General features: G+C 52.9%; 18 protein-coding genes. 13 read left to right on the forward strand and 5 right to left on the reverse strand.

What is annotated here, in order from left to right; translation table 11 throughout:
* Nucleotides 1-93: 93 nt before the first annotated feature.
* The 6 genes from SK32_RS12880 (at nucleotide 94) to opgB (ending at nucleotide 5,829) form a co-directional block, all read left to right on the forward strand.
* Nucleotides 94-870: a threonine/serine exporter family protein gene (locus SK32_RS12880; protein ID WP_048212786.1), complete on the forward strand. Its 777-nt coding sequence runs from the start codon at nucleotides 94-96 to the stop codon at nucleotides 868-870.
* On the forward strand, nucleotides 861-1,334 hold the full coding sequence (locus SK32_RS12885; RefSeq protein ID WP_048212787.1) for a threonine/serine exporter: 474 nt from the start codon (nucleotides 861-863) through the stop codon (nucleotides 1,332-1,334). The genes SK32_RS12880 and SK32_RS12885 overlap by 10 nt, the downstream gene beginning before the upstream one ends.
* A 122-nt stretch (nucleotides 1,335-1,456) precedes the next feature.
* Complete coding sequence (gene dnaT, locus SK32_RS12890) at nucleotides 1,457-1,996, forward strand: primosomal protein DnaT (protein WP_048212788.1); 540 nt, start codon at nucleotides 1,457-1,459, stop codon at nucleotides 1,994-1,996.
* Between the two features lie 2 nt (nucleotides 1,997-1,998).
* Nucleotides 1,999-2,736 (forward strand): replicative helicase loader DnaC, encoded by a 738-nt coding sequence (gene dnaC, locus SK32_RS12895; RefSeq protein WP_003019133.1) that lies wholly within the window; start codon nucleotides 1,999-2,001, stop codon nucleotides 2,734-2,736.
* Nucleotides 2,737-2,805: 69 nt separating this feature from the next.
* Nucleotides 2,806-3,297, forward strand: a complete 492-nt coding sequence (locus tag SK32_RS12900; protein ID WP_048212789.1) for a YjjA family protein — start codon at nucleotides 2,806-2,808, stop codon at nucleotides 3,295-3,297.
* 240 nt (nucleotides 3,298-3,537) lie between these two features.
* On the forward strand, nucleotides 3,538-5,829 hold the full coding sequence (gene opgB / locus SK32_RS12905) for a phosphatidylglycerol--membrane-oligosaccharide glycerophosphotransferase (protein WP_048212790.1): 2,292 nt from the start codon (nucleotides 3,538-3,540) through the stop codon (nucleotides 5,827-5,829).
* Between the two features lie 43 nt (nucleotides 5,830-5,872).
* On the opposite strand, the gene SK32_RS12910 is transcribed toward opgB, so the two are convergent.
* Together SK32_RS12910 and SK32_RS12915 are read right to left on the reverse strand one after the other, a co-directional pair.
* On the reverse strand, nucleotides 5,873-7,318 hold the full coding sequence (locus tag SK32_RS12910) for a tagaturonate reductase (RefSeq protein ID WP_048212791.1): 1,446 nt from the start codon (nucleotides 7,316-7,318) through the stop codon (nucleotides 5,873-5,875).
* Between the two features lie 13 nt (nucleotides 7,319-7,331).
* Nucleotides 7,332-8,354, reverse strand: a complete 1,023-nt coding sequence (locus SK32_RS12915; protein ID WP_048212792.1) for a zinc-binding alcohol dehydrogenase family protein — start codon at nucleotides 8,352-8,354, stop codon at nucleotides 7,332-7,334.
* A gap of 137 nt (nucleotides 8,355-8,491) precedes the next feature.
* On the opposite strand from SK32_RS12915, the gene SK32_RS12920 reads away from it, so the two are divergent.
* The 3 genes from SK32_RS12920 to SK32_RS12930 all read left to right on the forward strand — a co-directional run bounded on the left by SK32_RS12920 (nucleotide 8,492) and on the right by SK32_RS12930 (nucleotide 11,549).
* Complete coding sequence (locus tag SK32_RS12920) at nucleotides 8,492-9,406, forward strand: GntR family transcriptional regulator (protein ID WP_003019148.1); 915 nt, start codon at nucleotides 8,492-8,494, stop codon at nucleotides 9,404-9,406.
* A 213-nt stretch (nucleotides 9,407-9,619) separates the two neighbouring features.
* Complete coding sequence (locus SK32_RS12925; RefSeq protein ID WP_003845612.1) at nucleotides 9,620-10,981, forward strand: MFS transporter; 1,362 nt, start codon at nucleotides 9,620-9,622, stop codon at nucleotides 10,979-10,981.
* A gap of 52 nt (nucleotides 10,982-11,033) precedes the next feature.
* Nucleotides 11,034-11,549 carry a GNAT family N-acetyltransferase gene (locus SK32_RS12930; protein WP_048212793.1) on the forward strand — a complete coding sequence of 172 codons (516 nt, stop codon included), beginning with the start codon at nucleotides 11,034-11,036 and terminating at the stop codon, nucleotides 11,547-11,549.
* A gap of 85 nt (nucleotides 11,550-11,634) precedes the next feature.
* On the opposite strand, the gene tsr is transcribed toward SK32_RS12930, so the two are convergent.
* Entirely contained in the window at nucleotides 11,635-13,296 is a 1,662-nt protein-coding gene (tsr, locus tag SK32_RS12935) for a methyl-accepting chemotaxis protein (RefSeq protein WP_048212794.1), read from the reverse strand.
* 355 nt (nucleotides 13,297-13,651) lie between these two features.
* Between tsr and btsT the strand changes: the two genes are divergently transcribed.
* The 4 genes from btsT to SK32_RS12955 all read left to right on the forward strand — a co-directional run bounded on the left by btsT (nucleotide 13,652) and on the right by SK32_RS12955 (nucleotide 19,202).
* Nucleotides 13,652-15,802: a pyruvate/proton symporter BtsT gene (gene btsT, locus SK32_RS12940; protein WP_048212795.1), complete on the forward strand. Its 2,151-nt coding sequence runs from the start codon at nucleotides 13,652-13,654 to the stop codon at nucleotides 15,800-15,802.
* A 202-nt stretch (nucleotides 15,803-16,004) separates the two neighbouring features.
* Nucleotides 16,005-16,199, forward strand: coding sequence for a YbdD/YjiX family protein (locus SK32_RS12945; RefSeq protein WP_003830038.1), 195 nt, complete (start codon nucleotides 16,005-16,007; stop codon nucleotides 16,197-16,199).
* Nucleotides 16,200-16,211: 12 nt separating this feature from the next.
* Complete coding sequence (yjiA, locus tag SK32_RS12950) at nucleotides 16,212-17,168, forward strand: GTPase (RefSeq protein WP_048212796.1); 957 nt, start codon at nucleotides 16,212-16,214, stop codon at nucleotides 17,166-17,168.
* Nucleotides 17,169-17,354: 186 nt separating this feature from the next.
* Entirely contained in the window at nucleotides 17,355-19,202 is a 1,848-nt protein-coding gene (locus SK32_RS12955) for a UvrD-helicase domain-containing protein (protein ID WP_048212797.1), read from the forward strand.
* 267 nt (nucleotides 19,203-19,469) lie between these two features.
* Here the strand turns inward: SK32_RS12955 and SK32_RS12960 are convergent, their stop codons facing one another.
* On the reverse strand, nucleotides 19,470-19,772 hold the full coding sequence (locus tag SK32_RS12960; protein WP_048212798.1) for a BrnA antitoxin family protein: 303 nt from the start codon (nucleotides 19,770-19,772) through the stop codon (nucleotides 19,470-19,472).
* Entirely contained in the window at nucleotides 19,759-20,046 is a 288-nt protein-coding gene (locus SK32_RS12965; protein ID WP_048213476.1) for a BrnT family toxin, read from the reverse strand. The genes SK32_RS12960 and SK32_RS12965 overlap by 14 nt, the downstream gene beginning before the upstream one ends.
* Nucleotides 20,047-20,056 lie beyond the last annotated feature (10 nt).

Genomic DNA, 20,056 nt, shown 5'->3' on the forward strand with positions numbered 1-20,056 from the left:
AAAATTGATCTTATCCAGAGCCAACCGACTCACGCTTCATGATAAAAAGAAGATATTCTTCATTAAGAGAGCATCTTTTAGTCAGAGCGAGCTATGCAAACAGAGCAGTCGTCACAAAGAACGGTTACACGGTTATGTATACAATGCGGGCTTTTTTTACTGCAACATGGCGCAGAAAGCGCGTTGGTCGATGAACTCTCCACCCGCCTGGGTCTGGCGCTTGGGATGGACAGTGTAGAAAGTGCCATATCATCGAATGCCATCGTCCTGACGACGATCAAAGACGGACAATGCCTGACATCGACCCGAAAAAATCAGGATCGTGGCATCAACATGCACGTCGTGACGGAAGTGCAACACATCGTTATTTTGGCAGAGCATAATCTGTTGGATGAAAAAGGGGTAGAGAAACGGTTTAACCAAATCAAACCGCTACGCTATCCCAGATGGCTGGTTGCTTTCATGGTAGGATTGTCCTGCGCCTGCTTTTGTAAACTCAATAACGGCGGCTGGGATGGCGCGATGATCACCTTTTTCGCCAGCATGATCGCCATGTACATTCGCCAGATCCTGGCTTCCCGGCATTTGCATCCACAAATCAACTTTTGTATTACCGCTTTTGTCGCGACCACCATATCCGGCCTGCTGCTTACGCTACCGACGTTTAATCACACGCCTACCGTAGCCATGGCCGCCAGCGTACTGTTATTGGTCCCCGGTTTTCCGTTAATCAATTCGGTTGCGGATATGTTTAAAGGGCACATTAATACCGGGCTCGCTCGCTGGGCGATTGCCAGTCTGCTTACGCTGGCGACCTGTATTGGCGTGATCGTGTCGATGACCTTATGGGGGCTGCGCGGATGGGCGTGATCGATTTCATTTTGGCGCTGATGCAGGACATGATCCTGTCGGCGATCCCGGCGCTTGGCTTTGCTATGGTATTTAACGTACCGCATCGGGCACTCCCCTGGTGTGCGTTACTCGGCGCGCTTGGGCACGGTTCACGGATGGTCATGATGACTGCAGGGTTTAATATCGAATGGTCCACCTTTATGGCCTCGCTGCTGGTCGGCTGCATTGGGATCCAGTGGTCGCGCTGGTATCTGGCGCATCCGAAAGTCTTCACCGTTGCGGCAGTGATCCCTATGTTTCCGGGGATCTCCGCCTACACCGCCATGATATCCGCCGTAAAGATCGGTCATTTCGGTTATAGCGAAGCGCTGATGATCACCCTGCTGACCAATTTTCTTAAAGCCTCATCGATTGTGGGCGCACTCTCAATTGGACTTTCCGTGCCAGGATTATGGCTGTATCGCAAACGTCCGCGCGTATAACGAATGAACCTGTTTACCCCTTTGCAGATGGGGGAACCTTCCCTCATCTGCTGCTCTCCTCTCTCTCTGTGTTACTATAAAAGCAGTTCCTTCTCGGTTGTTGTTCAGTATTGAGAAACATTATGCCCTGCAAAATTTTGACGCCGGACGTCACGAGCATTGACGCCTTACTACACGATCACCAAACTGTGCTGGCCAGGTCTGCGGGCGGTGCCGTAGCCGTATTCGCCAACAACGCGCCAGCGTTTTACGCGGTGACGCCTGCACGGCTGGCAGAGTTGCTGGCACTTGAGGAGAAGCTGTCACGCCCGGGAAGCGATGTAACATTAGATGCCCAATTTTATGAAGAGCCGCAAGCGGTACCGGTTGCCGTGCCAATGGGTAAATTTGCTATGTACGCTGACTGGCAGCCAGATGCTGACTTCCAGCGTCAGGCCGCCTTGTGGGGCGTGGCGTTAAGAGAGCCCGTCACCGCCGAGGAACTGGCTTCATTTGTTGCCTACTGGCAAGCCGAAGGCAAAGTCTTTCACCATATTCAGTGGCAGCAAAAACTGGCGCGCAGCATTCAGATTGGACGGGCCAGCAATGGCGGAATGCCAAAGCGCGATGTGAACAGCGTCAGTGAACCTGACAGCCACATTCCACCGGGTTTTAGAGGATAACGATGAAAAACGTTGGCGACCTGATGAAACGTTTGCAAAAAATGATGCCACCCAATGTTGAGCCAGCCTTCAAAACAGGTGAAGAACTGCTGGCATGGCAAAAAGAGCAAGGTGAAATTCGCGCCGCCGCGCTGGCCCGCGAAAACCGGGCCATGAAAATGCAGCGTACATTCAACCGTTCCGGTATCCGTCCGCTGCATCAGAACTGTTCGTTCGAAAACTATCGGGTTGAGTGCGAAGGTCAGATGAATGCCCTGAGCAAAGCTCGCCAGTACGTTGAAGAGTTTGACGGCAACATCGCCAGTTTTATCTTCTCTGGCAAACCCGGCACGGGTAAAAACCATCTGGCCGCCGCCATCTGCAACGAACTGCTGCTGCGCGGCAAGTCGGTACTGATTATTACCGTCGCCGATATCATGTCGGCGATGAAAGAAACGTTCAGCAATCGTGAAACCAGCGAAGAACAGTTGCTCAACGATCTGAGTAATGTGGATCTGCTGGTGATCGACGAGATCGGCATGCAGACAGAATCCCGCTACGAGAAAGTGATCATCAACCAGATCGTCGATCGCCGTTCGTCGTCTAAACGTCCAACCGGCATGTTAACTAACAGCAATATGGATGAAATGAACAAACTGCTGGGTGAGCGCGTAATGGACCGTATGCGCCTTGGCAATAGCCTGTGGGTTATCTTTAACTGGGAAAGCTACCGTAGTCGGGTAACCGGTAAAGAGTATTAACGTATTAGGACCACTCCTAAGACTGCCAGCGCTATACTGCGCTGAAAGGCATAACACGAGTTGCATATAATGATGAAAACTACCAAACGTCTGCTGTGCTGTGCGCTTGCCGCCGGCACGCTCATCTCCACCAGCGTTTTCGCCGCCTCCTGGCAGGATTCGCTCTCCAGCGCGGCCAGTGAGCTGAGCAAACAAAGCTCCGGCTCACAAAGCAGCTCATCGCTCTCTTCCCTGACCAGCCTGCTGAATGGCAGCAATCAGTCGTTGACCTCCAGCAGCATGAATAACGCCGCCGGGATCCTGGAATATTGCGCGAAACAGAAGCTGGCCTCGGTCACCGACACGCAAAACGTCAAAAACCAGGTGCTGGATAAACTGGGCCTCAGCGCGCCTGAACAGAAACAAGATACCAACTATATGGACGGTATTCAGGGTCTGCTCAACGCCAAAGATGGTCAACAGTTGGACCTGAACACCATCGGTAACAGCTCCCTGGCGCAGAAAGTTAAAACCAAGGCCTGCGATCTGGTGTTAAAACAGGGGATGAACTTCATTTCCTGATGCCACAAATGCCGCGCCCGGCCATTTCACCACCGGCGCGGCAGCAATCAATCCCACGAAGATATTTACCTACCAAATGCGGAGTGATTGCCCGCAAAAACCCGCATATCTAAACCAATTCTGAATAACAACGTAATTAAATGTCACTACAATTGCAGCAATATAACAACGCTATTACATTGTACTGTCCAGAAATGATTAGCCTGCCAGGCGTGTGCCGGGTTTACTGAGGATCGACCGTTGTCAGAATTCATCTCCATCACTTTGTTTCTCGCTTCAGTGCTGATTTACGCCTGGAAAGCGGGTCGCAACACCTGGTGGTTTGCCGCCACGTTAACGGTGCTGGGGATCTTTATTGTCTTAAACATCACGCTGTATGCCAGTGACTATTTCACGGGTGACGGCATCAACGATGCGGTCCTGTACACCCTGACCAACAGCCTGACCGGCGCGGGGATTGGAAAATATATCCTGCCGGGCGTTGGGATAGCCCTGGCGCTGACCACCGTTTTTGTCACGCTGGGTTGGATACTGCGTCGCCGTCGCCATCATCCGCATCATGTGGGTTACAGTCTACTGGCCCTGCTGCTGGCGCTGGCTTCTGTTGATGCCAGCCCGGCGTTCCACCAGATAACTGAACTGGTTAAATCCCAGTCACGCGATGGCGATCCCGATTTTGCGGCCTATTACAAAGAGCCATCAAAAACGATCCCCAATCCGAAGCTGAACCTGGTTTATATCTACGGCGAAAGTCTGGAGCGCACCTATTTTAATAACGACGCATTCCCGGATCTGACCCCGGAACTCGGCGCGTTAAAAAATGAAGGTCTGGATTTCAGCAATACCATGCAGCTTCCGGGTACCGATTACACCATCGCCGGGATGGTCGCCTCCCAGTGCGGTATTCCGCTGTTTGCACCATTTGAAGGCAACGCCTCGGCGTCGGTCTCAAGTTTCTTCCCTAACAATATCTGTCTGGGCGATATCCTGAAAAACTCCGGCTATCAGAACTACTTTGTGCAGGGTGCCAACCTGCGCTTTGCCGGCAAAGACGTGTTCCTGAAATCTCACGGCTTTGACCATCTGTACGGTGCACAAGAGTTAAAAAGCGTGGTGTCGGACCCGGCCTATCGTAACGACTGGGGCTTCTACGACGATACCGTGCTGGACGAAGCGTGGAAAAAATTCGAAGAACTATCGCGCTCGGGCCAGCGTTTTTCACTGTTTACCCTGACCGTGGATACCCATCATCCGGATGGATTTATCTCACGTAGCTGCAACCGTAAACGTTATGACATCGACGGGAAGGCCAACCAGTCGTTCAGCGCGGTCAGCTGCAGCCAGGAAAATATCGCCGAATTTATCAATAAAATCAAAGCATCACCGTGGTTCAAAGACACCGTGATCGTGGTGTCTTCCGATCATCTGGCGATGAACAACACCGCATGGAAGTACCTGAACAAGCAGGATCGCAACAACCTGTTCTTCGTGCTGCGCGGCGACCAGCCACAGCAGGATACGCTGGCGGTGAAGCGTAACACCATGGATAACGGTGCTACCGTACTGGATATTCTCGGCGGCGATAACTTTATCGGCCTTGGACGCAGCAGCCTGTCTAGCGAATCCGTATCGGAAGTGTTCCTGAACATCAAAGAGAAAATGCTGGCGTGGAAGCCCAATATCATCCGTTTGTGGAATTTCCCGAAAGAGATGAAAGCATTCACCATCGATCGGGACAAAGAGATGATCTCTTTCTCAGGGAGCCATTTCCGTCTGCCGCTGCTGCTCCGGGTCTCGGATCAACGCGTCGAACCGCTGCCGGAAAGTGAGTACTCAGCCCCGCTGCGCTTCCAACTGGCGGATTTCGCCCCACGCGATAACTTCGTCTGGATAGACCGCTGTTACAAAATGGCGCAACTGTGGGCGCCAGAACTGGCACTCTCTACCGACTGGTGCGTATCACAGGGGCAACTGGGCGGGCAGCAGATCGTGCAGCATGTCGATAAAGCCAACTGGAAAGGGAAGACGACATTTAAAGACACGGTGATCGACATCGAACGCTATAAAGGTAACGTCGATACGCTAAAAATTGTCGATAACGATATTCGCTACAAAGCTGACAGCTTCATTTTCAACGTAGCGGGCGCGCCGGAAGAGGTGAAACAGTTTAGCGGCATATCACGCCCTGAGTCCTGGGGACGCTGGTCTAACGCCCAGTTGAGTGAAGAAGTCAAAATCGAATACAAAACTCCGCTACCGAAGAAATTCGATCTGGTTATCACCGCGAAAGCTTTTGGTGACAACGCGAATCGCCCTATTCCCGTACGCGTCGGTGGCCAGGAACAAACGCTGGTATTAAGCCAGGAGGTCAGCACGACCACCTTGCATTTTGATAATCCAACGGACGCCAATACGCTGGTGATTGTCCCGCCCGATCCGGTCGCCACTAACGAGGGCAACATTCTCGGCCACTCGCCGCGTAAGCTGGGGATCGGGATGGTTGAAATCAAAGTAGTGGCTGCTCAGGGATAAAAAAAACAGCGCCCAACACCACACCGGGCGCTGCATGGCAACCTTATTCCAGACCGTTCACCGCCTGGCGCATACCCTGCACCAGAATCATCTCCAGGTTAGCCGTCACCTGTCCGGCAAGCCCTGGCTGCAACGTTAAATCTTCACCCCAGTGCGCCGTATCGCCGAGTACGGTATCCACCAGTTCACGCAGCGTTAAATCATTACCTACTCGCGGCCACAGGCTGGCATACAGGCTTACCCACTGTTCATCATCCTGGATCGGATAGCGTTCCCCGTCGCGCTCTGCACGATAAAATGCCAGCAGCGCAGCGAGGGCAAACGTTAACCGCACGGGCCAGCGCCCATTTTGCTCACCCACCAGCAGTTGCGGCAAAATTCGGGTACGAAATTTAGTCATCCCGTTAAGCGCAATGGAAAGCAACTGGTGACGGATGTAAGGGTTCTGAAAACGCCCGCTTACCGCGTCGGCAAATTCATGCAGTTCATCCGCCGGGAGATCCAATGCCGGTATGATTTCCTCGCTAATCGCCTGTTCGACAAAGCGGCGGACATCGGCATCCTGCATCGCCTCACCGACGGTCTCCAGTCCGCACAGCCACGCCACCGGCACCAGCGCCGTATGCGCCCCATTGAGAATAGCGACCTTACGCTCTTTGTACGGTTTGATATCGCTCACCACACGGATATTCAGCGGACACTGCGCCAGCTTCAGCTCCTCTGCCAGCCACTGCGGCCCCTGAATAACAAACAGATAAAAATGCTCCGCGGTATCGAGAAACGCATCGTGATAACCAAGCGTAGCTTCCAGCGCGGCAGCTTCTTCACGCGGGTAGCCGGTGACAATACGGTCGACCAGCGTGGAACAGAACGTGTTTGCCGTCTCCACCCAGTCGGCAAACGCCGGGGGAAGCCGCCACTCCTGCGCATACCGCAGCACCAGCGTTTTGAGCGCCTCACCGTTATAGTCGATAAGCTCGCACGGGATAATCACCCAGCCCTTATCCACCGCGCCCTCAAAGTGGTTAAAGCGCTCCAGCAGCAGGCGCGTCAGTTTGGCTGGGAAGCTCACCGGCGGCGCATCATCCACACTGTCTGCCGCGTGATAGCTAATTCCAGCTTCGGTAGTATTTGAAAACACAAAGCGGATATCCGCATTGTGCGCCAGCGCCAGATACGCCGCGAAGTCCTGATAGGGATTGATTTCGTTATTTACCGAGCGGATCAGCCGCGCCTCGCTTACCGCCTCACCCTGCTCGTTTAGCCCGCGAATAAGCGTGGTATACAGCCCGTCCTGGGTATTCAGCGACGGCGGGAAATCGGTATTAATTGGCCGAACGATGGTCACGCCCGCGTTCAGACTGGTATGCTCGTTGAGGATATCCAGTTGCCAGTCGACAAACGCCCGCAGAAAGTTACCTTCTCCAAACTGGATCACGCGCGTTGGGTAGCTGGCTCCCGGAAAATCACGTCGATTTAATGTCTTCATCCTGTTTTCCCTCTCAGAACGTGATCACGCCTTTAATCAGTTCACGGTTGTTGATCACATCCCGCTCGTAAATTTCTGCCAGTGTGGCAAATGCGTAACGGTGCGTAAGCATCATGTCGGCGGTCAATTTGCCTTCCGACATCAGGCGGCCCACTTTGGCGAAATCTTCCGGTGTGGCGTTGCGACTGCCCATCATGGTGGTCTCTTTCTTGTGGAACTCAGGGTCTGAGAACTGCAAATCGCCTTTAAACAACCCAACAAAAACGATGCTGCCGCCATGGCGAATCAAATTCACCGTGTTATTCATCGCATGCTGATTCCCCGTGGCATCAATCACCTTTTGCGCCAGCGAACCGCCAAACTGGTTTCGCAGCTGCGTATCAAAATCGTCAGCGGATGGGTCGATAACCGGAAGTCCCAACCGAGAAACCACATGCTCCCGGCGCGCGGGACTGGTATCGGCAACCACCACCTGTGCGCCATCGGCTTTGGCAATCGCTGCAGCCCCCAGGCCAATCGGACCGGCGCCAACCACAAGCACCTGCTCACCTGGTGCCACCGCCGCCCGGCGTACCGCATGCGCGCTGATGGCATAAGGCTCAATCAGCGCCGCCGCCTGTGGGTCAATCCCCTGCGCATCCAGCAGATTGGTAACCGGAACAGAAAGATATTCACTGAAACCGCCATCCTGATGGACGCCAATCACCGAAATCTTCTCGCAGCAGTTGGTACGCCCGCTCAGGCATGCCGGACACTGCTGGCAGGCCACGTAAGGAATAACCGCCACCTGCTGTCCATTTTTCATATTCTGGATATTTTTTCCCAGCCCGACAATTTCCCCACATATTTCATGACCTAACACTCGTGGGTAACTGAAAAAAGGTTGATTGCCGCCCCAGGCATGAATATCGGTACCACAAATTCCTACCGACTTAATTTTAATGAGTGCTTCACCCTCACCCGGAATAGGTATTTCGCGCTCTTTCCAGACTAATTTTTTAGGTTCCTGGCAAATCAACGTATTCATCGTAGACATGATTCTGCTCTCCTTTTTTTCTGTTGCCTCAGATATCAACGAAAATAAAAAAGCCGGAGAAAGCAGAAACACAATCTGTGAATTCCAGCGCATAAAAATGTTTTAAATCGGGTTTTAATAGCCAAAAAGGAGAAGCCATGAGCCGTTCACAAAACTTACGCCACAACGTGATTAACCAGATAATCGATGATATGGCGCGGGGTCATATCCCTTCCCCACTTCCTTCGCAAAGCGCGCTGGCGGAGATGTACAACATCAGCCGCACCACCGTGCGCCATATGCTGAGCCACTTAGGCGAATGCGGGGTGCTGACCCAGGTCGGTAGCCACTATGTCATCGTGCGTAAACCTGACCATGACGACGGTTTTGCCTGCACCACCGCCTCCATGACCGAGCAAAACCGGATTTTTGAGCAGGCGTTTTTCACCATGATCAACCAGCGCCAGCTGCGCGCGGGCGAGAGTTTCTCCGAACTGCAGCTTGCCAGAGCCGCGGGGGTAAGCCCGGTAGTGGTACGGGAATATCTTTTAAAATTCGAACGTTACAACCTGATAAAAAACGAAAAACGCGGTCAGTGGAGCATGAAGCAGTTCGATCAGGCCTACGCCGAGCAGCTGTTTGAACTGCGAGAAATGCTGGAAACCCATTCCCTGCAGCATTTTCTCAATCTGCCCGACGATGACCCACGCTGGCTGCAGGCAAAAACGCTACTCGAGCGCCACCGGATCCTGCGCGACAGCATCGGCAGCAGCTTTCGTATGTTCTCGCAGTTAGACCGCGAGTTTCATGCTTTACTGCTCTCTGCTGCCGATAATATATTTTTCAATCAATCACTTGAAATCATCTCCGTGATTTTCCACTTCCACTATCAATGGGACGAAAGCGACCTTAAGCAGCGCAATATCATTGCCATCGATGAGCATATGACCATCCTCAGCGCACTGATTTGCCGCAGCGACCTGGATGCCACCCTGGCGCTGTGTAACCATTTGAATTCAGCCAAACAATCGATGATTCGCTCCATCAACCAAAGTCATAGCGCAGCACATTAAGTACCGATAAAAAACAGCAAATCATTACCGGGAGCACGATTTTATAAAAATAAAAACGCCTGAAAAATACCTCTTGCCTATGCTCACGCTAAGTCGACTGCATTAAAAACTTTTGTGAGCGGTGATGAGCAAATTGATTCATCACCGGTATTTTTTCAATACTGCACAGTCCTGCTGTGTGAAAAATAAATTATTGAGGTTCAGGAGTCCGGCGTGGAAAAAAATAATATTACCCTCGACCCGAGTTCTTCGTTTGGCACGTCATCATCTGCGGATATTAATGTTCCGCCTGAGGGCATGGTGCAACGCAGTAGCCGAATAAAACGTATTCAGACCACGGCAATGATTTTATTATTTTTTGCTGCGGTTATTAATTACCTCGACCGCAGTTCTCTGTCGGTCGCCAACTTAACGATTCGTGAAGAACTGGGGCTGAGCGCCACGCAAATCGGCGTGTTGCTATCGGTATTCTCTCTCGCTTACGGTATTGCGCAACTGCCCTGCGGCCCGCTGCTGGATCGCAAAGGTCCGCGCATTATGCTGGGACTGGGGATGTTCTTCTGGTCGCTGTTTCAGGCGATGTCCGGCATGGTACACAGCTTCACCCAGTTTGTGTTGGTGCGTATCGGGATGGGGATCGGCGAAGCGCCAATGAACCCGTGCGGCGTAAAGGTCATCAACGACTGGTTTAACATCAAAGAGCGCGGCCGCCCGATGGGATTATTCAACGCCGCCTCCACCATCGGGGTTGCCATTAGCCCGCCGATTCTGGCTGCCATGATGCTGGTAATGGGCTGGCGCTGGATGTTCATCACCATTGGCGTGCTGGGTATTTTCCTCGCCATCGGCTGGTACATGCTGTATCGCAACCGCGAGCAAATTGAGCTGAGCGCCACGGAACAAGCGTACCTGAACGCTGGTAGCGTCAATGCCCGCCGCGATCCGCTGAGCTTTGCCGAATGGCGCAGCCTGTTTCGCAACCGTACCATGTGGGGCATGATGCTGGGCTTTAGCGGCATCAACTATACCGCATGGTTATACCTGGCCTGGCTGCCGGGCTACCTGCAAACCTCCTACAACCTGGATTTAAAAAGCACCGGATTAATGGCGGCGATCCCGTTCCTGTTTGGCGCAGCTGGCATGTTGATTAACGGTTTTGTCACCGACTGGCTGGTGAAGGGCGGTATGGCGCCGATTAAGAGCCGTAAGATTTGTATAATCGCCGGGATGTTCTGCTCTGCAGCCTTCACCTTCGTTGTGCCGCAGGCCACAACGTCGATGGCCGCCGTGTTACTGATCGGTATGGCGCTGTTCTGTATCCACTTCGCCGGTACCTCATGCTGGGGCCTGATCCATGTTGCGGTGGCTTCACGCATGACCGCTTCCGTGGGCAGTATCCAGAACTTTGCCAGCTTTATCTGCGCGTCGTTTGCGCCGATCGTCACCGGATTTATTGTTGATACCACCAACTCTTTCCGCCTGGCGCTGATCATCTGCGGCTGCGTCACCATGGTGGGGGCCCTTGCCTACATCTTCCTGGTTCGCCAGCCCATTAGCGATCCACGTAAAGATTAATCCTCCAGATGCCCGATAACACCGCGCTTATCGGGCATGTTATGCTCCTCGTATGAACATCACCTTGCGCGCGACTACTCTGGCAGACACTGCCGCGCTTCCCGCCATCGAACGATCGGCGAGCCAACGTTTTTTACAGATCCCGGAACTGGCGTGGATTGCTGACGACCAGATTATATCAGTTGCTCAGCATCAGGCATTTGCCGCCACTGGCTTGAGCTGGCTGGCGCAGGCCGATGAGCATCCGGTCGGCTTTTTAGTCGCCGAAACGCTGGATTCATCGCTGTTTATTGCGGAACTGTCGCTGCATCAGGCGTGGCAGGGAAAAGGCATTGGCCGCAGATTGCTTAACTATGTTGCCGAACAGGCGCGTGCAAAAGGTTATACGTCGCTTACGCTGACCACCTTCCGCGATGTGCCGTGGAATGCGCCATTGTACGCGCGACTGGGTTTTGAACTGCTGGCTGACGAGACACTTCCTGCAAAGTTGCGCCAGAAAAGAGAAGAGGAAGCAGCGCATGGGCTGGCGTATGAATCACGCTGCGCCATGCGCCTGATGTTGCGCTAATTGCCCGATGGCGGCTACGCCTTATCGGGTCGACATAACTTTCCCGTAGGCCGGATAAGCGATAGCGCCATCCGGCATCACAGTCTTAGAACGTTTCCCAGTTATCCCCGGCATCCGCTACCGCAGCTTTACGCGGCTGGACCGTTGAAACCGGTTTAGCGGCCGCAACGTCACGCGCGCGCTGTTGGTCATGCTGAATACGGAACACCGCAACGGCCTGAGTCAAACGGCTGGCCTGTTCTTCCAGCGCGGCAGCGGCAGCGGCGGATTCTTCCACCAGCGAGGCGTTCTGCTGCGTCACACGATCCATCTCGGCAACGGCCAGACCAACCTGATCAATACCGCGGCTCTGTTCGTCAGAAGCGGAGGCGATTTCACCCATGATATCGGTCACGCGGGTTACCGCATTGACGATCTCATCCATGGTTTCACCGGCGCTTTCAACCAGCGTTGAACCGACATCCACGCGGCTGACCGAGTCTTCAATCAGGCTCTTGATCTCGCGCGCGGCCTGCGCACTACGCTGGGCCAGGTTACGTACTTCACCCGCAACCACCGCAAATCCACGGCCCTGCTCACCCGCACGTGCGGCTTCTACCGCGGCGTTGAGTGCCAAAATGTTGGTCTGGAAGGCAATGCCGTCGATGACGCTAATAATGTCGGCGATCTTCTGCGAACTGGAAGCGATATCACGCATAGTTTGCACTACGTTATCCACCACTTTGCCGCCTTTCTGCGCCGTTTCTGAGGCACTCAGCGCCAGATGGCTGGCCTGACGGGCGTTTTCGGCGTTCTGCTTCACGGTCGCCGTCAGCTGTTCCATGCTGGCCGCAGTTTCTTCCAGAGAAGCCGCCTGTTGCTCAGTGCGTGAAGAGAGATCGTTGTTACCCATGGCAATCTCGCTGGCACCGCTATAGATAGCGTTAGCACCATTACGCACATCACCCACGGTGTTCATCAGTTCACCCTGCATGTGACGCAGGCTTTCTGCCAGTTGCCCAATCTCGTTGGAGCCTTCTACATCAATGCGCTTTACCAGATCGCCGCTGGCGATATGGCGAATGCTGTCAATCAGACGGTTCATCGGAGAGATAAGAGAAAGTTTGATACCGAACCAGACCGCAACAATCGCCGCCAGCACGGTAATCAGCACGCACGCCAGTACCCACATCGCCTGGCTGTAAGAGCTGTTGTTATCTTCAACCGCAATGTCATACAGGCGGTCATTCTGCTGCATGTAATTGACATACTGCTTCTCAAAACCATCCTGATAGCTTTGCGTCGGTTGATCAAAGAATGCGTTGATCTTCCCTTCACCCAACAGTTGGATCAGCTCCGCCAGCGCACCATGATAGATGTCATAGGTGCGGTTGATCTCCTGGAAAGCGGCTTCACTTTGACGCGGGTCACGCGGGAGAGATTCATAGACCGCCCAGTTTTTTTCCGTCAGTTTCAGCGCCGTGCTCGCTACCTGCATCAGTTCAGCAACGGTCGCACCGCTGCCGATATTGTTCTGATCCATCATGTAGCGAATACCCGCCCGGTTAAGGGTGTTTCGCGTTTGCAGCAGTTCAACCCAGGTGGCATTCAGCGCAGACTGCTGCTGGCGAATGGTTTGCAGAACGGTAAAGTTCTCTTTGTCATTCTTCAGTGAGTTAAAGAACAACCCGCCCGAGGCCAGTTGTAAAACGCCAAATAGCGCCAATACCAGCAGTAAGCTGGTAACAATCTTCATTCGTTTTAACATGTTTTCTCTTTCCGCTAGACAGATGTCAGAATTTTCGGCCTGGAAAGGGAAAACTTTATGGAATTCGTGCTAACTGAATCGATCTCAGCATCGACGATTCGTCGATCCCCGCAGTCAGCCCAGGATCTAAAGGCGTTTATCAGTGATCTCAATCACATAATTATCCCCACTCACCGGCACCAGGAACCGCTCACTGACACTTGGGACCGCTTAAGCTGACATACAACCACTCACTTATTTACCTTACTTTACGCGCGTAACTCTCTGGCAAGATCCTCCCAACATAGCAGTCAACTTATCTCCTCAAACACACAATCAACCCCCCAGCGGCCTCGGCCAATTATTAGGTTTTACTATGGATACGAAAAAGATATTCAAGCACATACCCTGGGTCATTCTCGGAATCATCGGTGCATTCTGCCTCTCGGTAGTGGCATTACGTCGGGGTGAACACATCAGCGCCCTGTGGATCGTGGTCGCCTCTGTCTCCGTTTATCTGGTGGCCTATCGTTACTACAGTCTCTACATCGCCCAAAAGGTGATGAAACTTGACCCGACGCGCGCCACGCCGGCGGTCATCAACAATGATGGTCTGAACTACGTTCCAACCAACCGTAACGTATTGTTTGGTCACCACTTTGCCGCTATCGCCGGTGCGGGTCCGCTGGTTGGGCCGGTACTGGCCGCGCAGATGGGCTACCTGCCCGGTACGCTGTGGCTGCTGGCTGGCGTAGTGTTGGCCGGTGCGGTGCAGGACTTCATGGTGCTGTTTATCTCTTCTCGCCGTAACGGCGCCTCTCTGGGTGAGATGATCAAAGAAGAGATGGGCCCGGTGCCGGGAACCATTGCGCTGTTTGGCTGCTTCTTAATCATGATCATCATCCTCGCAGTACTGGCACTGATCGTGGTGAAAGCACTGGCTGAAAGCCCGTGGGGTGTGTTCACCGTCTGCTCAACCGTACCTATCGCGCTGTTCATGGGGATCTACATGCGATTCCTGCGCCCAGGACGCGTGGGCGAAGTGTCGGTGATTGGTATTGTGTTGCTGGTTGCCTCCATCTACTTCGGCGGCGTGATTGCGCACGACCCGTACTGGGGCCCGGCGCTGACCTTTAAAGACACCACCATTACCTTTACCCTGATCGGTTACGCGTTTATCTCTGCGCTGCTGCCGGTATGGCTGATCCTCGCCCCGCGCGACTATCTGGCGACCTTCCTGAAAATCGGCGTTATCGTCGGTCTGGCGGTGGGGATTGTTATTCTCAACCCGGAACTGAAAATGCCAGCAATGACTCAGTACGTTGATGGTACTGGCCCGCTGTGGAAAGGCGCACTGTTCCCGTTCCTGTTCATCACCATCGCGTGTGGTGCGGTATCTGGCTTCCACGCGCTGATCGCTTCAGGTACTACACCGAAGCTGCTTGCCTGTGAAACCGACGCGCGTTTCATTGGTTACGGCGCGATGCTGATGGAATCCTTCGTGGCGATTATGGCGCTGGTTGCTGCGTCCATCATCGAACCGGGTCTGTACTTCGCAATGAACACCCCGCCTGCGGGCCTTGGCATCACCATGCCGAACCTGCATGAAATGGGTGGCGAGAACGCGCCGCTGATTATGGCGCAGTTGAAAGACGTCACCGCACACGCGGCGGCAACCGTCAGTTCCTGGGGTTTTGTGATTTCGCCTGAGCAGATCCTGCAAACTGCGAAAGACATCGGCGAGCCGTCCGTTCTGAACCGCGCAGGTGGCGCACCGACGCTGGCCGTTGGTATCGCCCACGTGTTCCACAAAGTGCTGCCGATGGCTGACATGGGCTTCTGGTACCACTTCGGTATCCTGTTCGAAGCGCTGTTCATCCTGACCGCACTGGACGCCGGTACCCGTTCTGGCCGCTTTATGCTGCAGGATTTACTGGGTAACTTCGTCCCATTCCTGAAGAAAACCGACTCCCTGGTTGCTGGCGTCGTGGGTACTGCGGGCTGCGTAGGTCTGTGGGGTTACCTGCTGTATCAAGGCGTGGTTGACCCGCTGGGCGGCGTTAAGAGCCTGTGGCCGCTGTTCGGTATCTCTAACCAGATGCTGGCTGCCGTGGCGCTGGTTCTGGGCACCGTGGTACTGGTTAAAATGCAGCGCACCAAATACATCTGGGTTACCGTTGTTCCGGCAGTATGGCTGCTTATCTGCACCACCTGGGCGCTGGGTCTGAAACTGTTCAGCACCAACCCGCAGATGGAAGGCTTCTTCTTCATGGCGAATCAGTACAAAGAGAAGATTGCTAACGGCGGCGAACTGACCGCTCAGCAGATTGCCAACATGAACCACATCGTCGTCAACAACTACACCAACGCAGGCTTGAGTATTCTGTTCCTGGTGGTGGTGTACAGCATCATTTTCTACGGGTTCCGTACCTGGCAGAAAGCCCGCGCCATCGACGGTCGCTCTGATAAAGAGACGCCGTATGTACCGGTACCGGAAGGCGGCGTGAAGACCTCTTCACACCACTAACCTGAAGCCGGGTGGCGCGCTGCGCTCCCGGCCTGGATCACTTAGTGCCGCAGGCGTAATTGGCGCAGTCAGTTTGGCCGCGGACAGCGCGCAGCAACCGGAGCGTACACGCTGTACGTGAGGATTGCGAGCACTGCCCGCGGTCAAAATGGCAAGTGAAATAGCCTGCATCTACGAGCTCAACATATATCCGGGGCGTTTTATGTTTGGTACTTTAGGTCAGGCAAAGAAATATCTCGGTCAGGCGGCAAAGATGCTGATTGGCATTCCGGACTACGACAACTACGTCGAGCACATGAAGACCAACCATCCCGATAAGCCGTACATGACCTACGAAGAATTCTTCCGCGAGCGCCAGGAAGCCCGCTACGGTAGCGGCGGAAGCAGTTGCTGTTAGAAGGAGAAATGAATGACCCCGATTGCAGTTACCCTACTCACCGGCTTTCTTGGCGCGGGTAAAACCACCCTGCTGCGCCATATTCTCAACGAGCAGCACGGTTACAAAATTGCCGTTATCGAAAACGAATTTGGCGAAGTCTCAGTGGACGATCAGCTGATTGGCGACCGTGCCACGCAGATCAAAACCCTGACCAACGGCTGTATTTGCTGTACCCGCTCCAGTGAGCTGGAAGACGCACTGTTAGATCTGCTCGACAACCTCGACAAAGGCGCGATCAATTTCGACCGTCTGGTGATTGAGTGCACTGGCATGGCCGATCCTGGCCCGATTATTCAGACCTTTTTCTCCCACGAAGTCATTTGCGAACGCTACCTGCTGGACGGCGTAATTGCGCTGGTTGACGCAGTGCATGCCGACGAACAGATGAACCAGTTCACCATCGCCCAGTCGCAGGTGGGCTATGCCGACCGAATTCTGCTGACCAAAACCGACGTGGCAGGCGAAAGCGAAAAACTGCGAGAGCGCCTGGCGCGCATCAACGCCCGCGCCCCGGTGTATACCGTCACGCATGGCGATATCGATCTCTCGCTGCTGTTCGACACCAACGGTTTCATGCTGGAAGAGAACGTGGTCAGCGCCAAACCGCGTTTCCACTTTATCGCCGACAAGCAGAACGATATCTCCTCGATCGTCGTCGAACTGGATTACCCGGTGAACATCAGCGACGTGTCCCGGGTGATGGAAAACCTGCTGCTGGAATCTGCCGAGAAACTGCTGCGCTACAAAGGTATGCTGTGGATTGAAGGCGAACCAAACCGCCTGCTGTTCCAGGGCGTCCAGCGCCTGTACAGCGCCGACTGGGACCGCCCGTGGGGCGACGAACAGCCGCACAGCCAGCTGGTGTTTATCGGTATTAATTTGCCGGAAGATGAGATCCGAGCCGCGTTTGCGGGATTGAAGAAGTAAACAGCCGCTCCCTTTTATTTGTGAAAGGGAGCAAGTATCTCGGAAGCAAATATCTCATATCTCGCTTTCTGTTTGTAATATTGTCTGTTAATGTCATTAACCATGATGAATTCATGTTTTTATTAATATCCATCAGAATATTAATTTATAATATTTATATAATCTTCATGAATTGGTAGGCGTAACATGGCAATCATTATTCCCACAATAAGCAGTTGTAGCGAGAAAATTACTGCCGGCGAGAAAAGACTGGCAAGACTTCTGGAAGGGGGACTCAGCGAACAGTGTACCTGCTGGTATGACACCCGAATGGGGGACAAACAAGAGTATCCGGATTTTGTAATCCTAACCCCCGAAAAAGGTTTGTTATTTATAGAAGTGAAAGACTGGTTTATTACAAAAATCAAATCCGCCAACAAATCACATATTCATTATGAAACTAAAGACGGCATTCAACCGTTCAAAAACCCACTCGAACAGGTTCGTCAATATACTTTTCACACTATCGATAGCCTAAAAAAAGATCCGCTGCTTCGCCAGCAACAAGGAGATTATGAAGGCCACTTTATTATGCCGTATGGATTCGGTGTTTATTTGAGCAACATCACCCGAACACAGCTAGAAAAGAGTTTTACTCCCGAAGCACTAAATGAACTATTCCCAGTCAGTCAGGTTATTTGCAAAGACGAGCTCAGCGAGTTTATGACCAGGGAACAAATCTCTGCCCGGCTCGAATCCCTTCTCAGACATAACTTCGCTCATCACACAACACCACAGCAACTCGACCGTATCCGATGGCATCTATATCCCGATGTACGCATTAACGCATCCGTTACGCAGGTTGATCTGGACAATTTTACGTTCCACACCCCCGATGTGGTTTGCATGATGGACAGGAACCAGGAACAACTCGCCAGAAGCATGGGGGCAGGACACCGCGTTATTCATGGCGTGGCAGGATCCGGTAAAACGCTCATTTTGCACCATCGCTGTATTGAGCTTGCCAACAATATTGAAAACACCAAGCCGATCCTGGTAATTTGCTACAACATCACGCTGGCCAAAAAACTCAAATCACAGCTTGAGCAGCACACTTTAAGACTTCCCGTCGAAGTCATCCATTTTCATGCCTGGTGTTATCAACAGTTAAATGCACATCACTGTCTTCCGCCGAAAAACAAAAACTTTATTGAGCTGATGGAAAATGCGCTGACGGTGGCATTTGAAGAGGGGATTATCAAACCGGAGCAATACAGCGCAGTCCTGATAGACGAGGGACACGATTTCAAACCGGAGTGGCTGAGAATACTCGCACGTATGCCGGACAACAAAGATAACTCACTTCTTTTCCTCTACGATGATGCCCAGTCTATCTACCAGAAAAAGAAAGCCCTCGACTTCACACTCTCTAGTGTCAATATTAAGGCCCTCGGCCGTACTACTATCCTGAATACCAACTATCGTAATACCCGGCAAATACTCCATTTTGCCAGCAGCATGGCGTTTAACTACCTCAATAATCACATTGAAGCCGCGCTCAAATACCAACAGCCCGATGCGGGTGGATTGTCCGGAAATTACCCAGCACTGGCCAGCTTTGATAATCAGGACGAGGAGATTACCCACGTGCTCGACTGGGTTACAGAGCAGCGACAACAAGGGGTTGCATGGTCAGAGATCGCCATACTTTGCCCTTCAACCTACAGCATTTCGGGGATGCTGGGGCCACGTCTCGCGGCGCGTAGCATCCCTTACCAAATGATTGTGACCAGCGATGACAAAAAGCACTGGTCGCCGCAAAATGATTTCCTTTGTGTAATGCCTTTACCAAGCAGTAAGGGGCTTGAATTTCACTCAGTGGCTATTATGGATGCCGCAAAGGAAAGGGATGAGGAAGATCTGAGTGACGACATCAAGCGTCTGTATGTCGGATTTACCCGCGCGCGCCAGAATCTTTTGGTGACAATGCACGGGACAGGGAGCTTGCGCGACCATCTAATCAACACCTACGAAAATAGCGCAAAGGCGATCTAACGCAGCCACGCCAGAAATCCGGAAACATGTCCCTCTCCCTACAGAGGAGAGGGATGAATCCTGTTTTTACCCTACCTGCTGCGTTACAACCCACTGTTCACGGTCTGACTCTGGCTGCTTCAGGGCCTTCATGCTGGTGATGGTGGTAACCGGTTTGTCATCCTGGCATGATGCCCGGTGGCGTTACGCTTCCCGGGCCTGGAAATCCCGCTTTCCGTAGGCCGGATAAGGTGCAGCCTATACCGGCACTCACAGCCCCGGTATAGGCTATTTCTTGTTTTGCTCTCTCAGCATAGCCTCGCGCAAAATAGCATTCAGTCGCGTCTGGTAACCCTTTCCGGGGCGCTTTAGCCACTCCATCACATCGGCATCAATGCGCACCGATGTCTGCGTTTTCAACGGACGGAAAAACTTACCGCGATGAGCCTCTGACCACTGCTCATCTTCGGTCACGGGAATATCGCTGTAATCAATATTATCGTCCGGTTTGTTCGCCAGCGCCTTCAGTTCATCCTCATGCTGAGCACTCAGCGCGGATACGCAGCCGCGTTTATGTTTAACCATGCTCATAACGATTCCTCTCTTTACTGTCTGCCTTTCTGGCACTGATGATACGAATGACTTCAACGCCACTTTCAAATCTAACGCTATGGGCAACCAGAATGGCCACCACACCATGCATCATCCCTATGGTCTGCCACCGATACTCACCGTTTTCATACCGATCCTGTCTGGACAAATGCCGGGGATCGTCGAAAACCAATACCGCATCCTCAAAGCGAACACCATGTTTACGGTGGTTACTTTGTGCCTTGTTTGCATTCCATTCAAACTCCATTGGCATGTATTTCATC

It is taken from the genome of Citrobacter sp. MGH100 (assembly GCF_001034465.1).
In the GTDB taxonomy this organism is placed as follows: Bacteria; Pseudomonadota; Gammaproteobacteria; order Enterobacterales; family Enterobacteriaceae; genus Citrobacter; species Citrobacter youngae.